The sequence below is a fragment of the Microbispora amethystogenes genome, assembly GCF_016863015.1.
Taxonomy (GTDB): Bacteria; Actinomycetota; Actinomycetes; order Streptosporangiales; family Streptosporangiaceae; genus Microbispora; species Microbispora amethystogenes.
Genome location: NZ_BOOB01000007.1, coordinates 111,362 through 133,399, shown reverse-complemented (window position 1 = coordinate 133,399; position 22,038 = coordinate 111,362). Strand labels below are relative to the sequence as shown.

At 73.2% G+C, this 22,038-nt stretch carries 20 protein-coding genes; 14 read left to right on the top strand and 6 right to left on the bottom strand.

The window, feature by feature from the left end; genetic code table 11:
- Positions 1-410 precede the first annotated feature (410 nt).
- The 5 genes from Mam01_RS05345 to Mam01_RS05325 are packed head-to-tail and all read left to right on the top strand — an operon-like array spanning position 411 to position 7,698.
- Positions 411-1,379 (top strand): nitroreductase/quinone reductase family protein, encoded by a 969-nt coding sequence (locus Mam01_RS05345; protein WP_204284319.1) that lies wholly within the window; start codon positions 411-413, stop codon positions 1,377-1,379.
- Between the two features lie 58 nt (positions 1,380-1,437).
- Positions 1,438-4,722, top strand: a complete 3,285-nt coding sequence (locus tag Mam01_RS05340) for an ATP-binding protein (protein WP_204284318.1) — start codon at positions 1,438-1,440, stop codon at positions 4,720-4,722.
- Positions 4,723-4,769: 47 nt separating this feature from the next.
- Positions 4,770-5,426 carry a hemerythrin domain-containing protein gene (locus tag Mam01_RS05335; RefSeq protein ID WP_204284317.1) on the top strand — a complete coding sequence of 219 codons (657 nt, stop codon included), beginning with the start codon at positions 4,770-4,772 and terminating at the stop codon, positions 5,424-5,426.
- On the top strand, positions 5,426-6,400 hold the full coding sequence (locus Mam01_RS05330) for a pyridoxamine 5'-phosphate oxidase family protein (RefSeq protein WP_204284316.1): 975 nt from the start codon (positions 5,426-5,428) through the stop codon (positions 6,398-6,400). The genes Mam01_RS05335 and Mam01_RS05330 overlap by 1 nt, the downstream gene beginning before the upstream one ends.
- A gap of 29 nt (positions 6,401-6,429) precedes the next feature.
- Positions 6,430-7,698 carry an MFS transporter gene (locus Mam01_RS05325; RefSeq protein WP_204284315.1) on the top strand — a complete coding sequence of 423 codons (1,269 nt, stop codon included), beginning with the start codon at positions 6,430-6,432 and terminating at the stop codon, positions 7,696-7,698.
- A gap of 12 nt (positions 7,699-7,710) precedes the next feature.
- Here the strand turns inward: Mam01_RS05325 and Mam01_RS05320 are convergent, their stop codons facing one another.
- The 3 genes from Mam01_RS05320 to Mam01_RS05310 form a co-directional block, all read right to left on the bottom strand.
- Complete coding sequence (locus Mam01_RS05320; RefSeq protein WP_204284314.1) at positions 7,711-9,273, bottom strand: FAD-dependent monooxygenase; 1,563 nt, start codon at positions 9,271-9,273, stop codon at positions 7,711-7,713.
- 208 nt (positions 9,274-9,481) lie between these two features.
- Positions 9,482-10,114, bottom strand: a complete 633-nt coding sequence (locus Mam01_RS05315; protein ID WP_150930945.1) for an acyl-CoA-like ligand-binding transcription factor — start codon at positions 10,112-10,114, stop codon at positions 9,482-9,484.
- Positions 10,115-10,200: 86 nt separating this feature from the next.
- A complete protein-coding gene (locus tag Mam01_RS05310) occupies positions 10,201-10,422 on the bottom strand; it encodes an EF-hand domain-containing protein (RefSeq protein WP_150930943.1) in 222 nt (73 codons plus the stop codon).
- A gap of 179 nt (positions 10,423-10,601) precedes the next feature.
- Here Mam01_RS05310 and Mam01_RS05305 point away from each other — a divergent pair, with 179 nt between their 5' ends.
- From Mam01_RS05305 to Mam01_RS05265, 9 genes are all read left to right on the top strand, one after another.
- A complete protein-coding gene (locus tag Mam01_RS05305) occupies positions 10,602-12,596 on the top strand; it encodes a glycosyltransferase family 2 protein (protein ID WP_204284313.1) in 1,995 nt (664 codons plus the stop codon).
- 75 nt (positions 12,597-12,671) lie between these two features.
- The gene (locus Mam01_RS05300) at positions 12,672-13,721 is read left to right on the top strand and encodes an energy-coupling factor ABC transporter permease (RefSeq protein ID WP_204284312.1); all 1,050 of its coding nucleotides are present in this window, start codon (positions 12,672-12,674) and stop codon (positions 13,719-13,721) included.
- 215 nt (positions 13,722-13,936) lie between these two features.
- Complete coding sequence (gene cbiQ / locus Mam01_RS05295) at positions 13,937-14,701, top strand: cobalt ECF transporter T component CbiQ (RefSeq protein WP_204284311.1); 765 nt, start codon at positions 13,937-13,939, stop codon at positions 14,699-14,701.
- On the top strand, positions 14,698-15,450 hold the full coding sequence (locus Mam01_RS05290; protein ID WP_204284310.1) for an energy-coupling factor ABC transporter ATP-binding protein: 753 nt from the start codon (positions 14,698-14,700) through the stop codon (positions 15,448-15,450). The genes cbiQ and Mam01_RS05290 overlap by 4 nt, the downstream gene beginning before the upstream one ends.
- 38 nt (positions 15,451-15,488) lie before the next feature.
- Positions 15,489-15,833, top strand: a complete 345-nt coding sequence (locus Mam01_RS05285) for an STAS domain-containing protein (RefSeq protein ID WP_204284309.1) — start codon at positions 15,489-15,491, stop codon at positions 15,831-15,833.
- Positions 15,834-15,866: 33 nt separating this feature from the next.
- Positions 15,867-16,646, top strand: a complete 780-nt coding sequence (locus tag Mam01_RS05280) for an SDR family NAD(P)-dependent oxidoreductase (RefSeq protein WP_150930932.1) — start codon at positions 15,867-15,869, stop codon at positions 16,644-16,646.
- A 7-nt stretch (positions 16,647-16,653) separates the two neighbouring features.
- Positions 16,654-17,451, top strand: a complete 798-nt coding sequence (locus tag Mam01_RS05275) for a crotonase/enoyl-CoA hydratase family protein (protein ID WP_204284308.1) — start codon at positions 16,654-16,656, stop codon at positions 17,449-17,451.
- Between the two features lie 273 nt (positions 17,452-17,724).
- The gene (locus Mam01_RS37215) at positions 17,725-18,624 is read left to right on the top strand and encodes a hypothetical protein (RefSeq protein ID WP_275408899.1); all 900 of its coding nucleotides are present in this window, start codon (positions 17,725-17,727) and stop codon (positions 18,622-18,624) included.
- A 174-nt stretch (positions 18,625-18,798) separates the two neighbouring features.
- Positions 18,799-19,419: a rhomboid family intramembrane serine protease gene (locus tag Mam01_RS05265; RefSeq protein WP_239101047.1), complete on the top strand. Its 621-nt coding sequence runs from the start codon at positions 18,799-18,801 to the stop codon at positions 19,417-19,419.
- Between the two features lie 9 nt (positions 19,420-19,428).
- Here the strand turns inward: Mam01_RS05265 and Mam01_RS05260 are convergent, their stop codons facing one another.
- From Mam01_RS05260 to serC, 3 genes are all read right to left on the bottom strand, one after another.
- Positions 19,429-20,115: a hypothetical protein gene (locus Mam01_RS05260; RefSeq protein ID WP_204284307.1), complete on the bottom strand. Its 687-nt coding sequence runs from the start codon at positions 20,113-20,115 to the stop codon at positions 19,429-19,431.
- The gene (locus Mam01_RS05255) at positions 20,112-20,678 is read right to left on the bottom strand and encodes an RNA polymerase sigma factor (RefSeq protein ID WP_204284306.1); all 567 of its coding nucleotides are present in this window, start codon (positions 20,676-20,678) and stop codon (positions 20,112-20,114) included. The genes Mam01_RS05260 and Mam01_RS05255 overlap by 4 nt, the downstream gene beginning before the upstream one ends.
- Before the next feature lie 152 nt (positions 20,679-20,830).
- Positions 20,831-21,943 (bottom strand): phosphoserine transaminase, encoded by a 1,113-nt coding sequence (gene serC / locus Mam01_RS05250; protein ID WP_150930924.1) that lies wholly within the window; start codon positions 21,941-21,943, stop codon positions 20,831-20,833.
- Between the last annotated feature and the right edge of the window lie 95 nt (positions 21,944-22,038).

The following is a 22,038-nucleotide window of genomic DNA, read 5'->3' as shown; positions in this document are numbered from 1 at the left end:
AATGATCGGCGTGCCGCGTGGCGCCGATCACATGGACGCTGCCCCAGGGAGGCAGCGATAGGCCGATCGGCAGCCGGGCCGCACCTTCGTGAAGGGACCTCCGCCGTGAGTACACACTCCGCGTCTCCCGCCTGACGCCGCGCTCCGCGGTCGCGCGTCGCGGCTGAGCCGCCGCGTTCCGGTGCCTCCGGTGCGGTTCTCGCCGTCCGGCCGCGTACGGAAATCTCCGCCTGCCGGTCTTTCCGTGTGCCGATGTGCCCAAGCGGCATGCCGGTACGCGCCGTCACCGCACCTCACCCCGGCCTGCCCGTGCCCGCCCGCTGCCGCCTGTCGCGACGACCGGCCGGCGGCCCGGCGGTGCACCGTGCCCGCCCTTGTATTCGTTCGTCCCACGCTCTTGGAGTTCATCAGTGTCCGAATCGTTCAACCAGTCCGTCATCGACGAGTTCCGCGCCAACGGCGGCAAGGTCGGCGGCCCCTTCGAGGGCGGCGACCTGCTCCTGCTGACCACCGTCGGCGCGAAGTCGGGAAGGGAGCACACCGTTCCGCTCGCTTACATCCGCGACGGCGATCTGCTGCTGGTCGTCGCGTCCGCGGCCGGCGCTCCCCGCCATCCCGCCTGGTATCACAACCTGCTCGCGCGTCCGGCCGTACGGGTCGAGCTCGGCGAGGAGGTCTTCGACGCCGTCGCGGTGCCGGCCGAGGGCGCGGCGCGCGAGCGGTTGTTCGAGCACGTCGTGCGGGTGGCCCCGGGGTACGGCGACTACCAGGCCCGTACGGCCCGCACCCTGCCGGTCGTCGTGCTGGAGCGCCCGGAGGTGCCCGCCGAGGTGCCCGAGGACGTCACCACCATGGCGGGCAAGCTGCTGGAGATCCACGCCTGGCTGCGCGCCCAGCTCGGGCACGTACGGGAGGAGGCCGGGGCCCACTTCGCCGAGCGGGCACAACACGAGGAGACACGCGGCGCGGGGGAGGCGGGGACCGCGAGGCCGGGCGGGGCGGAGCGCGGCGATCTCAGGCTCGGGTTGCGGCTCAGGCAGCACTGCCTGGCGTTCTGCCAGGGCCTGGAGCTCCATCATCGGGGCGAGGACGCCGCGGTCTTCCCGGCGCTCGCGGACATGCACCCGCACCTGCGCGACGCCCTCGACCGCCTCGGCGAGCAGCACCGGGTGATCGCACGCGTCCAGGGCGAGCTGGTCGCCCTGCTCGACGGGATCGGCACGGCCGAGCCTCCGCGCTTCATGGCGGAACTCGACCGCATGTCGGAGGAGCTGCGGGCGCATCTCGACGACGAGGAGGAGTGGCTCCTCCCGGTCCTGGCGCAGATCCCGTTCCCGCCGGTGCCCGGTCCGCCGCCGTCCGATCAGCCGGGAAAGTGATGGCTCGCGGCTTAGGGTGCGGCTGGACCGTTTCAAGGCGGGTCCCTACCATTGGCCCGTGCGGCTGAACGTCCTCGGTCCCATGGAACTCGTCGTGGCCGGGCAGGCCGTACCGCTGGGGCCGCCCAAGCAGCGGGCGCTCCTGGCCCTCCTCGCGATGCACGCCGACCGGGTGCTCCCGGCCGACCTGCTGGCCGACCGGCTGTGGTCCGGCAGCCCGCCCGACAGCGCCCAGGGCAGCATCCAGGTGTACGTCTCCAACCTGCGCCGTTGTCTGGAGCCCGGCCGGAAGGCGAGGACGCCCTCCGCCGTCCTCGTGAGCGCCGTGGACGGGTACGGCCTGATGACCGGCGGGCTCGACCTCGACACGCGGGACTTCGACACGCTCGTGTCCACGGGGTCGGGCCACCTCGGCGAGGGACGGAACGAGGAGGCCGCCGCCGTCCTCGCCGAGGCGCTCGCCCTGTGGCGGGGGGACGCGTACGCCGACGTGCGCGCCGAGGAGTGGGCGCGGCCGGAGATCGCCCGGCTGGAGCAGCTCAGGCTCGACGCGGCCGAGGGGCTGGCGGAGGCCCTGCTCGACCTGGGCCGCCACACCGACGTCGTCGCGCGGCTGGAACCGTTCGTCCACGACCACCCGCTGCGGGAGCGGGCGTGGGAGATGCTGGTGCTGGCCCACTACCGGTCGGGCCGCCAGGCGGCGGCGCTGGAGTGCCTGCGCAGGGTGCGCGAGGTGCTCGCCGGCGAGCTGGGCATCGACCCCGGGCCGCGGCTGCGCGAACTGGAGACCGCCGTCCTGCGCCAGGACGCCGCGCTGACTCCGGCGCGGAGGCCCGCCCCGGCCCCCGTGAAGCGGCCCGCACCCGGCCGGCACATGGATGACGGGCCGTTCGTCGGCCGAGAGAGCGCGCTGGAGTTCCTGGCCGGCGCGGCGAAGGCGGCGTCCGCGGGCCGGCAGATCGTGCTCCTGGACGGCGAACCGGGGGTCGGCAAGACGAGCCTGCTCAGGAGGTTCCGCGCGACGGCCGGCGTCCCCGTGGGGTGGGGGTCGAGCCCCGACCACGAGACGGCGCCCGCCCTGTGGCCGTGGGAGCAGGTGCTGCGCGATCTCGCGGACGCCGTGCAGACGGGCGGGCAGGGAGCCGCGCTGCCCGAGGAGGTCCGTACGTTCCTGTCGGGCGGGGTGGAGGCGATCCCGGCGTACGACGCGCAGGGGGCGCGGCTGCGCTTCTTCGAAGCGGTCGGCGCGTTCCTGGCCGATCTCGGCGCGGTGGTCGTCGTCCTCGAGGACATCCACGCGGCCGACGACGCGACGCTGCGCCTGCTGGTCCACGTGGCCTCCACCGCGCGGCCGGGCCTGCTGGTCGTGGCGAGCTTCCGGCGGCACGAGGCGTCGGCGCTGACCGCCACGCTCTCGGCGCTGTCCCGGCTCGGCGCGCGCAGGCTGGAACTCGACGGTCTCGCGACGGAGGAGGTGCGCGCGCTCGTACGGGAGCTGTCCGGCCGCGACCCCGGCAGCCGCAAGGCCGGGGAGCTGCGCGGACGCACCGCCGGGAACCCGTTCTTCCTCACCGAGCTGGCCCGGGCGGGCGAGGAGCTGCCGCAGGGCGTGCTCGACGTCGTGCTGCACCGGGTGGCCGGGCTGGGAGAGGAGGCGGCCGGCCTGCTGGAGCTGGCCGCGGTCGCCGGCGACGAGTTCGACGCGGCGGTCATGGCCGAGGTCGCCGGGCGCGGCCTGGGAGACCTGGTGCCCTCGCTGGACGCCGCGCTGGCGGCGGGCCTGATCCGGGAGTCGGGCGACAGGCTGGGCGGGTACGCGTTCGCGCACGCCCTGGTGACCGACGCGCTGCTGTCGCGCCGCTCCCGCCTGTGGCAGGCGGGGGTGCACGCGCGGCTGGCGGGCGTGCTCACCCGCGCGTACGGGGACCGGGACGACCAGGCCGCGACCATCGCGCGGCACTGGCTGGCGGCGGCGGAGCTCGGGCCCGAGCCGGCCCGCATGGCGACGAGCTACGCGGCCCGTACGGCGCGGGCGGCCATGCGCAGGCACGCCCTCGACGACGCGGCCACCTCCTGGCAGGAGGCGCTCGCCGTGTCCGAGCTCGCCGGGGCGGGCGCGGGCGAGCGGTTCGAGCTCGCCGTGGGCCTGGCCGAGAGCCGCTACGCCGCCGGGCGGTTCGACGAGGGCTACGAGGCGATCGAGCAGGCGCTGGCGCTGGCCGGCGACGACCTGGACCAGGCGGTGCGGGCCGCCGACATCGCCATGGGGCACGGCGTCTGGGTCCCGTTCCGCTACGGCCTGGACGTGGCCGTCCTGCAGGAGTCGATCGAGCGCGCCGTGAGTGCGCTGCCTCCCGCCTCGGCCTCGTGGGCGACGGCGCAGGCCGTACGGGCCGTCCTGCTCGCCCAGACCGGCCGTGAGGACGAGGTGGATCCGGTCTCGTCCGAGGCCGTCACGGCGGCCGAGCGCCTGGAGGACCAGAATCTGCTGCGGCGGGTGCTCCACCTGCGGCTCGTCGCCATGCAGGGGCAGGACTTCATCGTCCAGCGAGCCGAGACCGCGCATCGCCTGCTCGCCGAACCCGACCTGTCGCCGCAGCTGGAGACCATCGCGCGGCTCCATGTCGCCGCCCACCTGGCCGAGCAGGGCCGGGTGGCGGACGCCCGCGCGGCGCTCGCGGAGACCGACGGGCTGCTGCGCGAGCTGCACAGTCCCACGCTGGCGATGCAGGCGGCGGTCGCGCACGCGGGGCTCGACCTGTTCCTGGACATGCCGGACCCGTCCCGCCACTACGGGCCGGTCAGGGCGACGCTGTCGTTCTCCGACCTCGCCTACTTCGAGGTCTCCCTGCTCGCCCAGCGCTACGAGACGCTCATCAAGGAGGACGCGCTCGCCCCGGAGGCGGAACGGCTGGAGGAGATCGTCCGGCGCACCGGCGTGCCCGGGTTCGTCTACCTCCTGGCGTACGCGCTGTCGGGGCGGGGGGAGGTCGAGCGGGACCGCGCCCGGCGGCTGCTGCGGGAGACCCCTCCGCCGCCGCGCGACTACACCTGGATGATGGCCATGATGGTGCGGCTGCACACGGCGATCCGGCTCGGCGAACAGGACATCGTGCGGGAGGTGCACGACCTGTTCCTGCCGTTCTCCGGCGGCCTGCTCGTGAACGGCATCTGCACCACGGTCACCGGAGCGTACGACGGCCATCTGGGCGAGGCGCTGCTCGCGCTCGGCGACCGGGCGGCGGCGCGCGAGCGGCTGCGGGACGCGGTGCGCCTCCTCGAACAGGCCGGGGCCGGCTACTGGCTGTCTAGGGCCCGCCAAGCCCTCGACAAGTGCTCATAAGGGCAGGAAACGCACGCTGTTCCCCACAGGCGAGAGGGAACAGAGAGATGATCACAAAAGACGACCTGGCCGGTTTCCTGCTGATGCACGCCGGGTTCCGCGCGGAGTTCGGCCGCCTCGCCGAGGCGTGCCGCGACCCCCGCGACGGCGAGCACCGGGAACTCCTGGAGGAGCAGCTCACGCTCGTGCTGGAGATGCTCCACGCCCACCACACGCACGAGGACGCCACCCTGTGGCCGAAGCTCGCCGGCCGCGACCCCGAAGCGGGGGCCGCGCTGGCCGAGCTGGAGGCCGAGCACGCCGTGCTCGACCCGCTCGTGGCGGCCGCCGCCGACCGCGCGGTCCCGATCCCGGAGCGCGCGCCCGTCCTGCGGCGGCTGCACGAGCTGGTCGGCGAGCACCTCGACCACGAGGAGCGCACAGCCGTGCCGCTGATGCTCCGGCACCTCACCGCCGACGACATCGAGGCGGACAAGCGCCAGGCGATGGCCGACTTCGGCCGCCGCCGGGTGCCCGTCATCTTCGGCTGGCTCGCCTCCAGCGCGGACGCCGGCCTGCTCGCGACCGCGTTCGCGGACCTGCCCGGGCCGGCCCGGCTGATGTTCCGCCTGTTCTGGTGGCCCGCCTACCGGCGCCGGTTCACCCGGCTGTACGGCACCGCCGCCGCCCTGCCCGCCGTTCTGCCCGCCGTTCCGGAGGCGTGATGAGCACGCTCGTCACCTGGCCGCGCGAGGCGGCCGACCTGTTCGGACGTGCCGTGGTGTGCGAGTACGCCTCGCTCACCCGCGACGGGCGGCCCGTCACCTGGCCCGTGGCGCCCTATGCCGGGGCGGGTGGCACGCTCGACGTCAGCACCGGCCTCACCTACCCGGACAAGGCGGAGCGGGCCCGCAGGAACCCGCGCGTCGCCCTGTTGTACTCCTCCGCCGAGGGCACTGGCCGGGCGCCCGTGGTCCTCGTCCAGGGCCGGGCGACCGTACGCGACGCGGATCTGCAGGCCGGCACCGACCGGTACGTCCGCGAGTCGCTGGCCGCGAACGCGGGCGGCATGGCCGGGATGCCGTGGTTCCTGCTGAAGCGGCTGGGGTGGTACTTCGCCCGCATCTGGGTGGAGGTCACCCCCGAGAGGATCGTCTGGTGGCCCGAGGGCGACCTGTCCGGGCCGCCGGAGGAGTGGGCCCATCCCGGTGAGCCGGTCGTGCCTCCTTCCGACCCCGCCCCGAAGGGCCCGCGGCTGCCGAGCCGCTCGGCTCCGCCCGCGGACTGGCGGCCGTTCGCCGAGCGCGCCGCGCGGCTGGGCGAGCCGGTCGTCACCATGGTCGCCGGCGGCCGGCCGCTGCCCGTGCGCGCCCGCGCGGCCGTACGCACCGGGACGGGTTTCAACCTGCGGCTTCCCGCCGGCATCGAGGCGGCCGACGGGCCGGTGTGCCTCACCTTCCACCGGCACGGGCCGGCCCTCGCCTGGCAGGAGAACGTGGTGCTCGTCGGGACCGCGACGGGGGATGGCGACCGGCTGAGCGTGCGGGTCGAGCGGGCGCTGAACGACTGGAGTCTTCCCCGGGGCGGCGCGCGGTTCAGGTCGTTCCTCGGCGAGGGCAGGAAGCTCAGGAGCCGCCTTCGTTCCGAGGCCGCGCGCCGCGGCCAGCCCGTCCCCGTCGTCCGCCGCCCGCGCACCTGATCCCACGTCCGTACGGCAGCATGTCGGGGGTGGAAGGGAAAGGATCACCGCTGTGGCGTGACCGGAACTTCATGGTCTTCTGGGGCTCGCAGACTCTGTCGGTCGCGGGGGACTCGTTCGCCCTGATCGCCGTCCCGCTGCTCGTGCTGCACGTGACCGGGTCGGTGGCGCAGATGGGCCTGCTGACCGGCCTGGCGAGCGCGGCCTCGGTGGCGGCGGGGGTCTTCGCCGGGGTCCTCGCCGACCGGCTCGACCGCAGGCGCCTGCTGATCTGGTGCGATCTCGCCAGGATGGCGTTGTACGGGATCGTGCCCGTCGCCTGGGCCTTCGGGCCGAAGATCTGGCTGCTCTACGTGGTCCTGCCCGCCGCCGAGGCGATCGGCATGGTCTTCCAGGTCACGTACGTGACGGTGGTGCGCAACCTGGTCGAGCCGAGCCGGATCACCGAGGCGAACGGGCGGCTCGGCGCGACCTCCGCCGCGGCGGGGATCGGCGGGCCGCTGCTGGCCGGTGTGGTCGCGGGCTGGGCCGGGCCGACGGCCGCGATCGCGGTCAACGCGGCCAGTTTCGGGATCTCCGCGCTCGGCGTCGTAATGATCAGATTCGGGCGGCAGCCGTCGGCGGGGGTCCGGCAGGAAGGCGAGGCTCCCGACGGCCAGGAGCACCAGGAGGCCCGCGGGCCCTGGCGGGAGATACTCGCCGGGGCCCGCTTCCTCTGGCGGCAGCCGGTGCTGCGCGCCCTCACCGTGCTGCTGTCGTTCTTCATCTTCCTGACCCTCGGGCTGACCGACGTGCTGATCTACCACCTGAAGCACGACCTCGGCCAGCCGGACGGGGCCGTCGGAGCCGTGCTCGCGGTCGCCGGGCTCGGCACCGTCGCCGGTTCGCTCCTGGTCGGTCCCGTACGCCGCAGGCTGGGGTTCGGCGCGTCCTGGATCGGGGCGATCGCCGTCGCCGGGCTCGCCGTCGTGGGGCTCGGCACGTCGGGCGGCGTGCCCGCGGTCGCGGCGGCGGCCGCGGTCTACCTCGGCTGTGTCAGCGTGGCCGGGATCGCCTCGATGTCGCTGCGTCAGCAGGTCACCCCCGACCACCTGCTCGGCAGGGTCACCTCCGCCTTCTGGACCATCCACTTCTCGCTCGGACCGGCGGGGGCGGCCGTGCTGACCTGGGGCGCGCAGCGTCACGGGGTGGCGGCGGTCTGCCTGCTGGCCGGGGCGGCCTGCCTGCTGATCGCGCTCGCCGCGTTCTTCACCCCGATCCGGCAGCCGAACCCCGAGCTGTCCGGCGCCGCGGGCTGACGCTCACTCCGCTCAGGCCCCGGCGCCGGAGGGGGCGCCGAACGCGGCGGTCAGGGCCGCGCGCAGAGCGTCGCGCTCCTTGTCGTCGGGGCGGGGCGAGTCGGAGGCCCAGGCCACGTAGCAGTCCGGCCGGACGAGCAGCGCGGCGGGGGCGTCCCCGCCCGCCCTGCCGGTGACGAGGCCGGTGACGAGGTCGACGCGGTCGCGCCGGCCCTCCAGCGCCCCGGCCAGTGCCGCGTCGGGGGTCAGATCCAGGAGCAGCGGGCGGGCCGTCCTGGTCAGCTCGGCCAGCCGTACGGGGCCGGTCTCCGTCTCCAGCGTGAGGTCGGGGGCGAGCCGGCCGGTGAGGGGATGGCCCCCGCCGAGGTCATACCTGATGTCGGCGCCGGACATCAGGTCGGCGATGTGCTTGGTGGTCCGCTCGTCCCGCAGCAACTCGGTGAACAGCGCACGGAGCGCGGTGACCTCCGGCCCGGGTGCGATCAGCGCCGACTGGGCCTGCGTGTGCATGACGACGCGCTCGGCGGCCGGCCGCCGCTCTGTCTCGTACGTGTCGAGCAGGCCGGGCGGCGCCCAGCCGCGGATCTCGGCGGCGAGTTTCCACCCCAGGTTGATCGTGTCCTGGAGACCCAGGTTGAGGCCGGGACCGCCGATCGCGCTGTGCACGTGGGCGGCGTCGCCGACCAGCAGCACGCGGCGGTCCCGGAACCGCTCGGCCAGGCGGGTGTTGCCGCCGCTCAGCCGGCGCAGCAGGTGCGGGCCGTCCCCGGCCGGCGGGCCGAGCGGCAGGTCGGCGCCGAGCACTCGGCGCACGCTCTCCCGCAGGTCGTCCAGCGTCGGCGGCTCGTCGCCGCCGCCGTCCCGGTCCCACTCCGTGGTGTTCACGAGCGTTCCGGTGGGGAACGGCGCGTACACGAACAGGCCGTGATCGGTGCGGTGGTGCATGAATGGGGGGATCAGCCCGTAACCGGGGACGTTCAGCCCGCCGGTGGCCGCGTCGACCAGTTCCGCCGGCACGGTGACGTGCGCGCCGATGGAGACCGAGTCGTCCCTGGTCACTCCGGGGAAGCCGATGCCGCACAGCTTGCGGACGCGGCTGCGTCCGCCGTCCGCGCCGACGAGGAACCGGGTACGCAGCGTGTAGGGGCCCTCCGGGCCGGTGATCTCCACGGTGACCCCGTCCTCGTCCTGGGCGAGCCCCGTCAGGTCGTGCCCCCGGCGGATCCGCACGCCGAGTTCCCGGGCACGCTCCTCCAGGACCTGCTCCACCCGGCGCTGCGGCACCGCCAGCCCGTACATCGGGTTGTCGTCGAGCCTGCCCAGATCCAGGGGCATCGCGCCGAAGACGAAGGCCGGGCTCGGCCGGGGCGGCTCGGTGCCGCCGGTGAGGCGCTCGTACAGGCCGCGCCGGTCGAGGGCCCGCACGACCTGGCCGACCAGCCCGTTGGCCCGGTTCTCCTTGGTGTCGTCCGGCAGGCGCTCCAGCACGATCGGCCGTACGCCGCCCAGGCTCAGCTCGCAGGCGAGCATCAGCCCGTTCGGCCCGGCTCCGGCGATCACGACGTCGACGGTCATGGTGGTCCTCCTTGGTTTCCGGGCGTGCCCGGAGATTCCGGGCACGACGAATCAACCGGCGGCACCGGCAGACGCCGGTGCCCGGTCGGGCGGATCAGGAAACGAACGGCCGCGTGCCGAAGACATGGCACGTCAGTCACACGGAGAACGGCCGTTCCTCAGGAACTGAATCGGTGAGGTCCGGCGGCCCGCGGGCCGCCGGTGACGACTACGACGATCGGGGTTCGGGCAGACCGGCGGCGAGCCGGCCGAGCGCGTCCTCGATCAGCGGCCGGACAGGCACCGGCGGGGAGGCCCGCAGCCACTGGTCCATCGCCACCCTGATCGCGGCCCCCGCCGCGCCCGCCACCAGGCGTGGGTAGAGGTCGTGGTCGACATCGGTGCCGGTCCGCTCGGCGATCGCGGCGGCCAGCTCGTTCTCGGCGATGGCACTCGCCCTGAGCATCTCGCCCTGCAGCGAGGGCTCGCTGATCATGAGCCGGATGCCGGCCTGCCACTGCTGGTCCGGCCGCCGGTCGTCGTAGTCCGCACCCATCGCGAGCTGGGTGATCACGGCGCTCGTGATGGCCTCCCACAGGGGCTCCGACGCCGGGCGGCGGCGCAGCTCCTGCGCGATCATGCGGGTGCGTTCGAGGTGCCTGGCGGCGATCGCCTCGCCCTTGCTGGAGAAGTAGTTGTTGAACGTGCGCGGAGCCACGCCGGCCTCCGCGGCGATGTCCTCCACCCGGACGTTCTCCAGCCCGCGCTCCACGACGAGCCGGATCGCCGCCCAGCTCAGCGCGATGCGCGTCTCCTGCTTCTTGCGCTCGCGCAGCCCCGGGCGCCCGTCATCCCCGCTCACAGGACCACCATACAACTACTTGCGCGTCCCGCAAAGATGCGCAAAAGGCAAATTTGCGGAACGCGCAATTTCCTGATGTTGGCGTCTCAGTCGCGGGCGCCGGCCAGGCGGACGAACTCCTCCAGCGAGAACCGGCCGTCGGCGTCCACGTCGGCGACCCGGTCCAGTGCGGCGATCGCCTCCGGCGGCAGGCCGGGGAAGTAGGAGAGCAACTCCGCCTCGGTGATGAAGCCGTCGCCGTCGCGGTCGATCGCGTCGAATTCACGCTTGAGGGTCTCGAACCGCTCGTGACTGAGCTCGTGAGTCACAGTGACCTGCCTTTGCCGTCAGTTGGCTGGAACTCCAGACAACCTATGCCGCGACCGGCGGCAGATCGACGGCCGGTTCCCCTCCTTGATCCTGCGGTTCCGTCCCCGGCAAGGCGTGACGCGCCGGTCGAACGGTTCAGGCGCTGTTCGCGAGGGTCAGGGGCACATAATGATAGGCGATGGACACGGAGAGTGACCGGCGCGTCGGCCGGGGGCCCCACGGGCGGATCGACGTCAGCGTCGTCGTCCCGGCGTACAACTGCCGGGCGTCCGTCGACCGCTGCCTCACCTCGCTGCTGGTCCAGCGCGTCGCGAAGGAGATCGTGGTCGTGGACGGCGGGTCCCGCGACGGGACCCGTGAGCTGCTCGACCTCTACGCCGCCTGCCATCCGCGGCTGATCACCGTGATCCACGACCGCCACCCCTGCACCCCGGGCGGCGCCCGCAACAGAGGGCTCGCCAGCGCGGCCGGGCGGTACGTCTTCTTCTGCGACGCCGGGGACCGTCTCGCGCCGGACGCGTTGGCGCCCCTGGTCGCCGCGGCCGACCGGAACGGCTCGGACGTCGTCGTGGGACGGGTCTCCGGCGCTCGCGACGGGCTGCGGGACAGCGCCGACCGGGCCTCCTTAGCCGCCGTCTACGACGACCTGACCTGCTTCAAGCTCTTCCGCCGGACCTTCCTGGAACGGCACGCCCTCCGCTTCGACGAGACCCAGCGGACCGGCGAGGACATGACCTTCACCGTGCACGCCTACTGCCACGCCCGGGTCGTCTCGGTGGTGGCCGATCACGACTGCTACCAGGCCGAAGCCGTGGGAGAGCCCTCCGGAGCGGAGAGCGTTGTACCGGGATGCGCGGCCGACCCGCTGACCCGGCTGCGGCTGGTCCGCACGCCGATCGAGGTGATGGCACGGCACGTGCCGCCCGGCGCGCTGCGCGACCGGCTGCTCCTGCGGCATCTGCGCCGCGACGTGCTGGCCCGGCTGGGGGCGCCGTTCCTGGCCGCGGACGAGGCGGACCGCGAGAAGATCGCCGTCGAGGTGGCCGACATCTGCGGCCAGTGGCTGACGCCCGGCGTGCGCGCCGCCCTCGACGACATGGACGCCGCCAGGCTCGCCGCGCTCGACGACACCGCCCGTCTCGTGCGGCTCGCGCGGGTCGAGGCCGCGCCGCTGCGCCATCGGCTGACCGCCGTCACGTGGCACGGCGATCACCTGCTGGTCGGCGGGCACGCCTGCCTGGCCGAACCATCCGCCCACGGCGCCCCCGCCTCCGACGCCCCCGCCTCCGACGCCCCCGCCCCCGAGGCCCTCGCATCCGCACCACCGGACCCCACGCCGGCCGTCGTCGCGTCCTCCACCCCCGCTCCGGGCGCCCCCGCTCCGGGCGTCGCCGGGCCGGGCCGGGGTGGTTTGGGCGGGGTCGTGGGGCTGGTGCTGCGTGAGCGTCTCTCAGGGGAGGAACGGGCGCTCCCCGCGCACCACGCCGCCGGCTCCTTCACCACCGTGGTCGACGTGACCGCGTTGCCCCCGGGCGTGTGGGACGTCCACGTGTTCGTCGAGTGCGAGGGCGTGCGCAGACCGGCCCGGTTCGGCTCCAGCCGCGACCCGGACGTGGGCGTCCCGGGCCCGCGCCTGGTGAACGGCGTCGCCGTGGCGCCCTTCCTCACCCGGTCGCACGGCACCTTGTCGCTCGGACACCTGTCGATCGACGCCGGAGGACACGCGGTCAGGGTCCCGGCCGCCGCACGGCTGACCCGGGCCCGTCGGCGGGCCGGGCGGCTGCTGATCGAGGGGCGGGTGCGGGTCGGCGAGGAGCCCGCGGCCCCGGCCGTACGGCAGCTGGTGTGGCGCGAGCGGGGATCGGGACAGGAGCACCGGGAGCGCGCCGCGGCCGTCTCGCCCGAGGGATTCGCGGCCGAGACGGACGTCCCGCGGCCCGGCACCTGGGACGCCTACCTCGAACTCGACCTCGGCGGGCCGCCGGTGCGCCTCCCGGTCAAGGTGGCCGCCATGGACGCGCCCGCCCGGACGATGCGGTGGTGGCAGGGGCCGATGCGGTGGACGGCCAGGCCGTACGCGACGGCGGTCAACCGGCGGCTCAGCCTGTCGGTGCGCGTGGACACCCCGCTGACCATGGTCAAGCGGGCGGTCCGGGCCCTGCGTCGGCGCTAATTGCGAATTAGTTGCAACTACAACCCCGTGCTCTAAAGTGGGATCGAGATTCGCCCGTTTCAGAGGGGTTTGATCGTGCACGTACCCGATGGGTTTTTCGACGTTCCCGTGTCCGTCGGCGCCGGCGTCTTCGCGGCGGCCGGCGTGGCCGTGTGCCTGCGGGGCGCCCGGCGGGAGCTCGACGACCGCACCGCTCCCATGGCGGGCCTGGTGGCCGCGTTCGTCTTCGCGGCGCAGATGCTCAACTTCCCGGTCGCCGCGGGCACCAGTGGCCACCTGCTCGGCGGGGCGCTGGCCGCGATACTCGTCGGGCCGTACACCGCCGTGCTGTGCGTCGCGGTCGTGCTGCTCGTCCAGGGGTTCTTCTTCGCCGACGGCGGGCTGACCGCCCTCGGGGTCAACATCACGCTCATGGCGATCGTCACCTCGGTCGTCGGCTGGGCGGTGTTCCGGCTGGTCACCCGGACCGGCCCACGCGGGCGCGGCACGCTGGTGGCCGCGTCGTTCCTGGCCGCGCTGGTCTCGGTGCCCGCCGCGGCGCTCGTCTTCACGGTCCTGTTCTGGCTCGGCGGCACCGCGCCGATCGACCTGGGCACGGTGGCCGCCGCGATGGGCGGCGTCCACGTGCTCATCGGCCTGGGGGAGGGCCTCATCACCGCGCTCACCGTGAGCAGCGTGCTGGCCGTACGGCCCGACCTCGTCTACGGCGCGCGCGGGACGGCCGCGCCGCTGGTGCTGCGTACGGCCGAGGGGGAGGTCGAGGTCGGCGGGCGGCCCGCCGAGGCGCCCCCGGCGGGGATCGGCCTGCGTCCGGTCCTGGCGGGCGGCGTGATCGTGGCCGTGCTGCTGGCCGGCGTCGTGTCGTTCTACGCCTCCAGCGCCCCCGACGGGCTGGAGAAGGTGGCGTCCGACAAGGGGCTGAGCGCGCAGGAGAAGCCGCACGCGGCGGAGGACGCCCCGTTGGCCGGATACTCCGTGAAGGGCCTGAGCGACCAGCGGCTCTCCGGCGGGCTGGCCGGGGTCGCGGGCGTCGCGCTGACGGTCGCGGCCGGCGGCGGGGTGTTCTACGCGGTCCGGCGACGCCGGCGGCTGACCGGCGGCGTGACGCCCGCCGGGGCCCCGTGAGCCCTGCTCCAGCGTCCGGTGAGCCCTCTCGCGAGCACCGCACCCTGCGAGCTCTCGCGTGAGCTCCTCCACGAGCCCCGCCGCCCCTCGGGTGCGCGGAGGGCGGCGGCGGGTCGGCCATCATGGCAGTGTGAGCGCGAAGTCGAGTGTGAAGTCGGGCGCGAACTCAGGCGCGAACTCAGGCGCCAAGTCGGGCACGCAGTGATGGGCGCCGGATGAGCGCCGGGCACCATCATCCGATCTACCGGCCCGCCGACACGCCCGTCCACCGGCTGCCGCCCCAGTGCAAGCTGGTGGCGGTCGTGGCGTTCGCGGTGTGCGTGGTCGCCACGCCGCGCGAGCGTTTCTGGGCGTTCGCCGTCCACGCGCTGCTGCTGGCCGCGGTCGCGGTGGCCGCGCGGGTGCCCGCGGGCGCGATCGCGCGGCGGATGGTGATCGAGGTGCCGTTCGTGCTGTTCGCCCTCGCGATCCCGGTCATCGGCACCGGTGAGCGGGTGCAGGTGCTCGGGATGTCGCTCAGCCTCCCCGGCCTGTGGGCCGCCTGGAACATCCTCGCCAAGGCGACGCTGGGGGTGGCCGCCTCGATCCTGCTCGCGGCCACGACCGAGCCCCGCATGATGCTGCTCGGCGCCGAACGGCTGCGGCTGCCCCGGCTGCTCGTGCAGATCGCGACGTTCATGCTGCGCTACCTCGACGTGATCCTCGACCAGATGCGGCGCATGCGGGTCGCCCGCGAGTCGCGCGGATTCGTCGCCCGTGACCTGCGGCAGGCCCCGGTGCTGGCGAAGTCGGCGGGCGCCCTGTTCATCCGGGCGTACGAGCGGGGGGAGCGGGTCCACCTCGCCATGCTGAGCCGGGGCTACACCGGCGAGATGCCGACGATTAGGGATATATCGGCGTCTGGGCGAGACTGGGGGACGGCCGCTATCCTTCCCTGCCTCGCCGCGGCGACGGCCCTACTGGCGTGGAGCACCACATGACCTCCGGCAGCCCCTCGCTCGTGGTGAGCAGGCTCGCGTACGCCTATCCCGACGGGACGCAGGCGCTGTACGGCGTGGACCTGACGATCCGGCGGGGGGAGCGGGTGGCCCTTCTCGGCCCGAACGGCGCGGGCAAGACCACGCTGGTCATGCACCTCAACGGCATCCTCACCGCGGGGCACGGCACGGTGGAGGTGGGCGGCCTTCCGGTGCGCGCCGGCACGCTGCCGGAGATCCGCCGCCGGGTCGGGCTGGTGTTCCAGGATCCCGACGACCAGCTCTTCATGCCGACCGTCCGCGAGGACGTCGCGTTCGGGCCGGCCAACCTCGGCCTGCGCGGCGCCGAACTCGACCGCCGCGTCCGCGACGCGCTGGAGCGGGTCGGCATGCTCGACGCCCTCGACCGGCCGCCGCACCACCTGTCCTTCGGCCAGCGGCGCAGGGTGGCCGTGGCGACCGTGCTGGCGATGGAGCCGGAGATCCTCGTGCTCGACGAGCCCTCGTCCAACCTCGACCCCGCCTCGCGCCGCGAGCTGGCCGAGATCCTCAGAAGCCTGGACGTGACCGTGCTCATGGTCACCCACGACCTGCCGTACGCGCTGGAGTTGTGCGAGCGGTCGCTCGTCATGTCCGAGGGGGTGATCGCCGCGGACGGGCCCACGCGCACGCTGCTCGCCGACGAGCGGCTGCTCGCCGAACATCGGCTCGAACTGCCGTACGGCTTCGCCGTGCCGGCTCACCCCGGGTGATGGATAAGTAAAGTGGGCGCAGCGGAGGAGGTCTCACGATGAAGCTGCGGCTCGCGCGCCAATCGCGCCCCAACGCCGTCGTGGTGGCCGTCGAGGGTGAACTCGACCTGTTCACGGCGCCGTTCCTGCGCGACGAGGTGCGCGATGCCATAACCAATGACAGCCCGACTCTCGTGCTCGACCTCGGCGAGCTGTCGTTCATGGACTCCAGCGGCCTGAGCGTGCTGATCGAGGCCTGGCGCCTCGCCACGAGCGAGGGCGGCGGGGTCAGCCTCGCCTCGCCGCAGCCGCCGGTCGCCCGCATCCTGCGCACGACCGGGCTGGACCGGCGGATCAAGGTCTATCCGGACGTCGATACCGCGATTTTGCGTCACCCCGAGTAGAACTTCATTCGGTTGTCGCGTTAGGGTCCGGCTATGGATCTGAACGGAGCAGCAGCAATCATCTCGGGCGGCGCCAGCGGCCTCGGCGAGGCGACGGCCCGCGAGCTGGCCCGTGTCGGCGCGACCGTGGTCGTGGCCGACCTGAACGCGGAGCGCGGCAAGGCGCTGGCCGACGAGATCGGCGGCGTGTTCGCCCACACCGACGTGTCCGACGAGGCGTCGGTGCAGGCCGCGGTGGAGACGGCGGTCGCCACCGGAAAGCCGCTGCGCGCCGTGGTCAGCAGTGCGGGCATCGGCTGGGCCCAGCGCACCGTCGGGCGGGACGGCTCTCCGCACGACCTGGCGTCCTACCGCAAGGTGATCGACGTCAACCTGATCGGCACGTTCAACCTCATGCGCGTCGGCGCGGCGGCCATGGCCAGGACCGAGCCGGTGGACGAGGACGGCGCCCGCGGGGTCGTGATCAACACCGCGTCGGTGGCCGGCATCGAGGGCCAGACGGGCCAGGTGGCCTACTCCGCGTCCAAGGGCGGGATCATCGGCATGACCCTGCCCGCCGCCCGCGACCTCGCCGTGGTCGGCGTCCGCGTGCTGACGATCGCGCCGGGCATCATCGACACCCCCATCTACGGCAAGATCGGCGACCAGGACGCCGAGGCGTTCAAGGCCAAGCTGATCGGGCCGGTGGCGTTCCCGAAGCGGCTGGGCAAGGCGTCCGAGTTCGCCCACCTGGTCCGCACGCTGATCGAGAACGACTACATGAACGGCGAGGTCATCCGCTTCGACGGCGGCATCCGCTTCCAGCCCAAGTGAGGTCAGGTTGTCCGAGGTTGACTCAGGGGCGGCCGGCCCGCCGGACGAGGTGCTCGCCGAGATCGTCGACGGCGGGGTCGCCGTCGTCACCATCAACCGGCCGAGGGCCAGGAACGCCGTCAACGGCGCGGTGGCGCGCGGCATCGCGGCCGCCCTCGACGAGTTCGACGACAGTCCCGAGGTGTCGGTGATCGTCCTGACCGGGGCGGGCGGCACGTTCTCGGCGGGCATGGACCTGAAGGGTTTCCTCACCGGCGACATGCCCACGGTCGAGGGCCGGGGCTTCGGCGGCATCACCGAGGCGCCGCCGAAGAAGCCGATCATCGCGGCCGTCGAGGGATACGCGCTGGCCGGCGGGTTCGAGCTGGCGCTCGCCTGCGACCTCGTCGTCGCGTCCGAGGACGCCAAGTTCGGCCTGCCGGAGCCCAAGCGGGGGCTCGTGGCCGCCGCGGGCGGGATCATGCGGCTGCCGCGCAGGATTCCGTACCACGTCGCGATGGAGATCGCGCTGACCGGCGAGCACTACCCGGCCGCCCGGCTGTACGAGCTGGGGCTGGTCAACCGGGTCACGTACCCGGGCGAGGCCCTGCACGGCGCGCTCGAACTGGCCCGCACGATCGCCGCGAACGCGCCGCTGGCCCTCGCCGCGACCAAGCGGGTCGTCGTCGAGTCGGCCGACTGGTCCCGGGAGGAGATGTTCCGCAGGCAGGGCGAGATCATCGGCCCGGTCTTCACCTCCGCCGACGCGATGGAGGGAGCCGCGGCCTTCGCGGAGAAGCGCCCTCCCGTCTGGAAGGGCGAGTGACTCTCAGCTTCTGAGGTCGGCAAGGCCGCCGGGGCGCTTCCACGGGGAGGCGCCCCGAGCCGTGTCCGGGCCGAGGACGGGCTCGTCCGGACTCGGGACGGTTTCCGGGACCAGTGTCCCAGGCGTGTCCCGGGCGGGTCCGGGACATCGTGGCCGCGCGCTAGCCCGGGCGGCGGACCGGGCATCGCCCGCTGGGATGACGCGTCGCTCCGGCACGCCCGTCTAGCTTCCTCGTGTTGATCAAATTGAGGAACGAGGAAAGGGTGATCGCACGTGAGAGCTGGTCGTAGCGCCTGGCTGGCGGCCGGGGCTGTCGCGGGGCTGCTCGTGGGCGGCGGGGGAGTCGCCGTGGCCACGACGGCGGCGACGGCCGAGCCGATCGTGGCCTGCGTGGGCCCCGACGGCGTCATGCGGATGCCTCAGGCGCCGGAGGAGTCGGTCCGGGGCCGTACCGCGGGCGCGCAGGTCGCCGCGCCGGGCTCCGTCGGCACGTGTCCCGCCGAGTACCGGACCGTTTCCTGGAACATCGCCGGACCCCAGGGCCCCGTCGGACCGGCCGGACCTCAGGGCCAAACCGGGCCGACCGGACTTCAGGGGCTCAAGGGAGAGACCGGTCCGCAAGGGTCCCAGGGCCCGGCCGGACCCCAGGGCCCCAAGGGGGACAAGGGCGACCCCGGTGCCGCGTACGGAAAGACCTACAACACCCAGAAGAGCGTGAGCTACATGGATGGGAAGCAGGTCGAGGTGGCACGGATCCCCGAGGTTCCTGCGGGGGAATACATCATCCAGACCAGCATCAGTACCAAGATAGTCGCGGTGTCGCACGGGTCCCAGATCCTTACGTGCGACGTCAGCACGCCCACGGGTGTCACCTCCGCCACGCCGCGGCAGTCCGGCTCCAGTAAGTTGGACGGGGGCATCCTGCTCGCCTTCTTCGTCACCGCCAAGCTGGACACGCCCGGCCCAGTGATCCTCACGTGCCAGCTCTCCTCGACGGAGACCATCACGGTCACCTCCGAGAGCAGGCTGATGGCGACCAGCGTGCCCGAGGTCGTCACCACCTCGCCGTCCGCCACGCCGTCCGCCACGCGACCTGCGACGCCGACGCCGACGCCGTCCGTCACGCCGTCTGCCACGCGGCCCGCGACGCCGACGCCGTCCAAGACGCTCTGACCAACCCGGAGGACGGCTGCGCGCGATGCCGGTGTCCTTGCCGGCCGGGGTGACCCGCGCGGTGGTCTCCTCGATGATCCCGGGGCGGTCCAGGTCCGAGCGGCCTCGATGGCATGATCCTCGCAGACCGGGGCAGTCCGCTCGTCCATGGGCGTGACTGCGTACGGTGAATCCATGAGTGTATCCGGGCCCGGGCTGCCCCCGTCCGGCCGGTCGATGCGGGAGCGCACGTCCGAGCTGCTCACCGGCGCCCTCGGCAGCGCGATCCTGATGATCGTGCTCGTGTCGGCGATGTGGGCGATCGAGATCCTCGACTACGTCGAGAACAACAGACTCGACCGGTACGGCATCGTCGCGCACGAGCCGGACGGCCTGCCCGGGATCCTGTTCGCCCCGTTCCTGCACGCGGGCTTCGCCCACCTGATGGCCAACTCGGTGCCGCTGCTGATCCTGGGGTTCGTGGCCGCCATCCGGGGCATCGGCCGCTTCCTCGCCGCGAGCCTGATTGTCATCCTGGTCAGCGGCATGGGCGTGTGGCTCACCAGCCCGCCCGACACGCTCACGATCGGCGCGAGCGGCCTCGTCTTCGGCTACTTCGGCTACGTCGTGGCCCGGGGCCTGTTCGACCGCCGGGCCCTCGACATCGTGCTCGGCGTCGTGGTCGCCGTGGCGTACTACTCGATCCTCTGGGGGGCCCTGCCCACCCAGCCGGGCGTCTCCTGGCAGGGCCACCTGTTCGGCCTCATCGGCGGCGTGATCGCCGCCTGGCTGCTCCGCCGCCGCCGGGCCTACTGACGCACGGACTCACGACCCGGGCGGCGGGCCGGCGGTCCCCATGTCGAACGCTCCGGGATCGTCGACCACCCGGCAGGGCTTCACCGGGCCGTCCGTCAGGCGCCCGCTGAACTGCCAGGCCACTCCGGGGTGGGCGGTGTCCGGCGGCACCGGGTTCTCGTTGATCTCGATCAGGACGATCTGCCCCGGCCCGATGAACCGGGGACGGATCGTGATGCCGTGCTCGGACCGGATGGCCCGGGCCGAGGCCAGCTTCTGCGCCTCCTTCCGGATCCGCGCCTGCACGGCCGGATCCTTGCTCGCCAGGTCCTCCTTCGAGGTGGACGTGTGGTCGCCCGCGACGAAAGGAGCGCGTCCGTCGGCGCATCTCTTTCCGAGCGGCAGATAGGTGACGTCGGCCCGCACACCCATCTTCGCAAGGTCCAGCTCGACCTGGTCAGGGTCCCTGAACTCGTTGATCTGAAGGCTGATGGAGCCGTCGGGGTGCCTGGTCAACGCGTACGCCGGGGTCTGCTGTCCGGCCACGAGCGGCACCGCGACGGCCGTGGCGGCGGCGACGGCGATCCCGGCCCCGGCCCCGGCCAGGAAGCGGGGCCGGATGATCCGGCGCGAGCCCGGCGCGCGCGTCCGGGCCTCGCGTGCCACGATCTCCGCCTTGAGCTCCGCGAGCAGCCTGTCCTCGAACGTGTCGTTCACTTCGTTCCTCCGATCAGCTCCATGACTCCGGGGACGCGCTGGATCCGCCGCCGGGCGCGGTGCAGCCTGACCCGGGCGGCGCCCTGCCCGATGCCGAGCGCGGCGGCGGCCTCGGAGGGGCTGAGCCCGTCCACCGCCACGAGTTCGAGCAGCGCGCGGTCGCCGTCCGGCAGATCGGCCATCGCCTCCAGCGCCAGCCGGGCCGGCGACTCGGCGTCGACGCGTTCCTCCAGGCGGGCGATGTCGTCGGCGTCGAGCAGGCGGCGGCCGGCGATCCGGCCGGTGGCCCGCAACTCCCTCGCCGTACGGCGGCGCTGCGCGAGCACGGTGTTGCGTGCCACGCCGTACAGCCAGGCGATCTCACTGCCCCGGTCCGGCCGGTAGGTGTGCGCCGAGTCGAGCACGGCGAGGAACACCTCGGCGGTGAGGTCGGCCACCAGGTGCGGATCGGCCGCCCGCCTGGCCAGGAACCGCGTCACGGCGTCGACATGCCGCCGGTAGAAGGTCTCGAACGCGTCGGGATCTCGGGCGAAGTCCGGCGGACCGGTCTGTTCACGGCGCACCGGCGCTCCCCTCGGTCGTGTGGTTCAGCACACCCCTGCTTGGACGGAGCACCCCGCACCGTTACACGTCCGGAGGAAAAAGAAAAAGCCGACGGCCTGAGGCCGTCGGCTTGGACGGCGGCCGCCGGAGAGGCGGCCACCGTGAAGAAGCGTCAGAGGCGCTCGACCACGTAGTCGACGCAGACGGTCAGCGCCTCGACGTCGGCCGGGTCGACGGCGGGGAACATCGCGATCCGCAGCTGGTTGCGGCCGAGCTTGCGGTACGGCTCGGTGTCCACGATGCCGTTGGCCCGCAGCACCTTCGCCACCGCCGCCGCGTCCACGGAGTCGTCGAAGTCGATGGTGCCGACGACGTTGGAGCGCTGCGCCGGGTCGGCCACGAACGGCGAGGTGTACGACGTCTTGTCGGCCCAGGTGTACAGGCGCGAGGCGGAGTCGGCCGAGCGGGCGGTCGTCCACCCGAGGCCACCCTGCCCGTTCATCCAGTCGAGCTGGTCGGCCAGCAGGAACAGCGTGGCGACCGCCGGCGTGTTGTAGGTCTGGTCCTTGACCGAGTTGTCGATTGCGGTCGGCAGGCTGAAGAACTCGGGAACGAACCGGCCGCTCTCGGCGATCTCCGTCACCCGGGCCAGCGCCTTCGGCGAGAACAGCGCGATCCACAGGCCGCCGTCGGAGGCGAAGCTCTTCTGCGGCGCGAAGTAGTAGACGTCGAAGTCCTCGGCGGAGACCGGCAGGCCGCCCGCGCCGCTGGTGGCGTCGACGAGAACGAGAGAGTCGTCGCCGCCCACGCGCTTGATCGGCATGGCGACGCCGGTGGAGGTCTCGTTGTGGGTGAGCGCGTAGACGTCCACGCCCTCCTCCGTGACCGGCAGCGGGTGGGTGCCCGGCTCCGACTTGATCACCGAGGGGTCGGCGAGCCAGGGGGCCTTCTTCGCGACCGTCGCGAACTTCGAGGAGAACTCCCCGAAGTTGAGGTGCTGCGACTTCTCCCGGATCAGCCCGAAGGAGGCGATGTCCCAGAACGCCGTGGTGCCGCCGTTGCCGAGCACGACCTCGTACCCCTCGGGGAGGGAGAACAGGTCGGTGAGCCCGGCGCGGACGCGGGCGACGAGGTTCTTGACGGGCTTCTGCCGGTGGGACGTGCCCATCACCTTCGCGCCCTCGCCGGCGAGGGCGGCGAGCTGCTCGGGGCGTACCTTCGAGGGCCCGCAGCCGAAACGGCCGTCGGCGGGCTTGATGTCAGCGGGAATCACGATGTCAGCCACGGTTCAAGCGTAGTGAGACCTGCGAATGCTCTAGACCATGGTCCGGATTATGAGACACCATGGTCGAGTTTCAAGCGCGCGCACCACCCCGAAAA

Excerpts from the sequence above, each read along its gene's own strand:
- Mam01_RS05305 (WP_204284313.1), top strand. The coding sequence starts at position 10,602 with ATGGACACGGAGAGTGACCGGCGCGTCGGCCGGGGGCCCCACGGGCGG.
- Mam01_RS05335 (WP_204284317.1), top strand. The coding sequence starts at position 4,770 with ATGATCACAAAAGACGACCTGGCCGGTTTCCTGCTGATGCACGCCGGG.
- Mam01_RS05280 (WP_150930932.1), top strand. The coding sequence starts at position 15,867 with ATGGATCTGAACGGAGCAGCAGCAATCATCTCGGGCGGCGCCAGCGGC.
- Mam01_RS05285 (WP_204284309.1), top strand. The coding sequence starts at position 15,489 with ATGAAGCTGCGGCTCGCGCGCCAATCGCGCCCCAACGCCGTCGTGGTG.
- Mam01_RS05290 (WP_204284310.1), top strand. The coding sequence starts at position 14,698 with ATGACCTCCGGCAGCCCCTCGCTCGTGGTGAGCAGGCTCGCGTACGCC.
- Mam01_RS05330 (WP_204284316.1), top strand. The coding sequence starts at position 5,426 with ATGAGCACGCTCGTCACCTGGCCGCGCGAGGCGGCCGACCTGTTCGGA.
- cbiQ (WP_204284311.1), top strand. The coding sequence starts at position 13,937 with ATGAGCGCCGGGCACCATCATCCGATCTACCGGCCCGCCGACACGCCC.
- Mam01_RS05265 (WP_239101047.1), top strand. The coding sequence starts at position 18,799 with ATGAGTGTATCCGGGCCCGGGCTGCCCCCGTCCGGCCGGTCGATGCGG.
- Mam01_RS05320 (WP_204284314.1), bottom strand. The coding sequence starts at position 9,273 with ATGACCGTCGACGTCGTGATCGCCGGAGCCGGGCCGAACGGGCTGATG.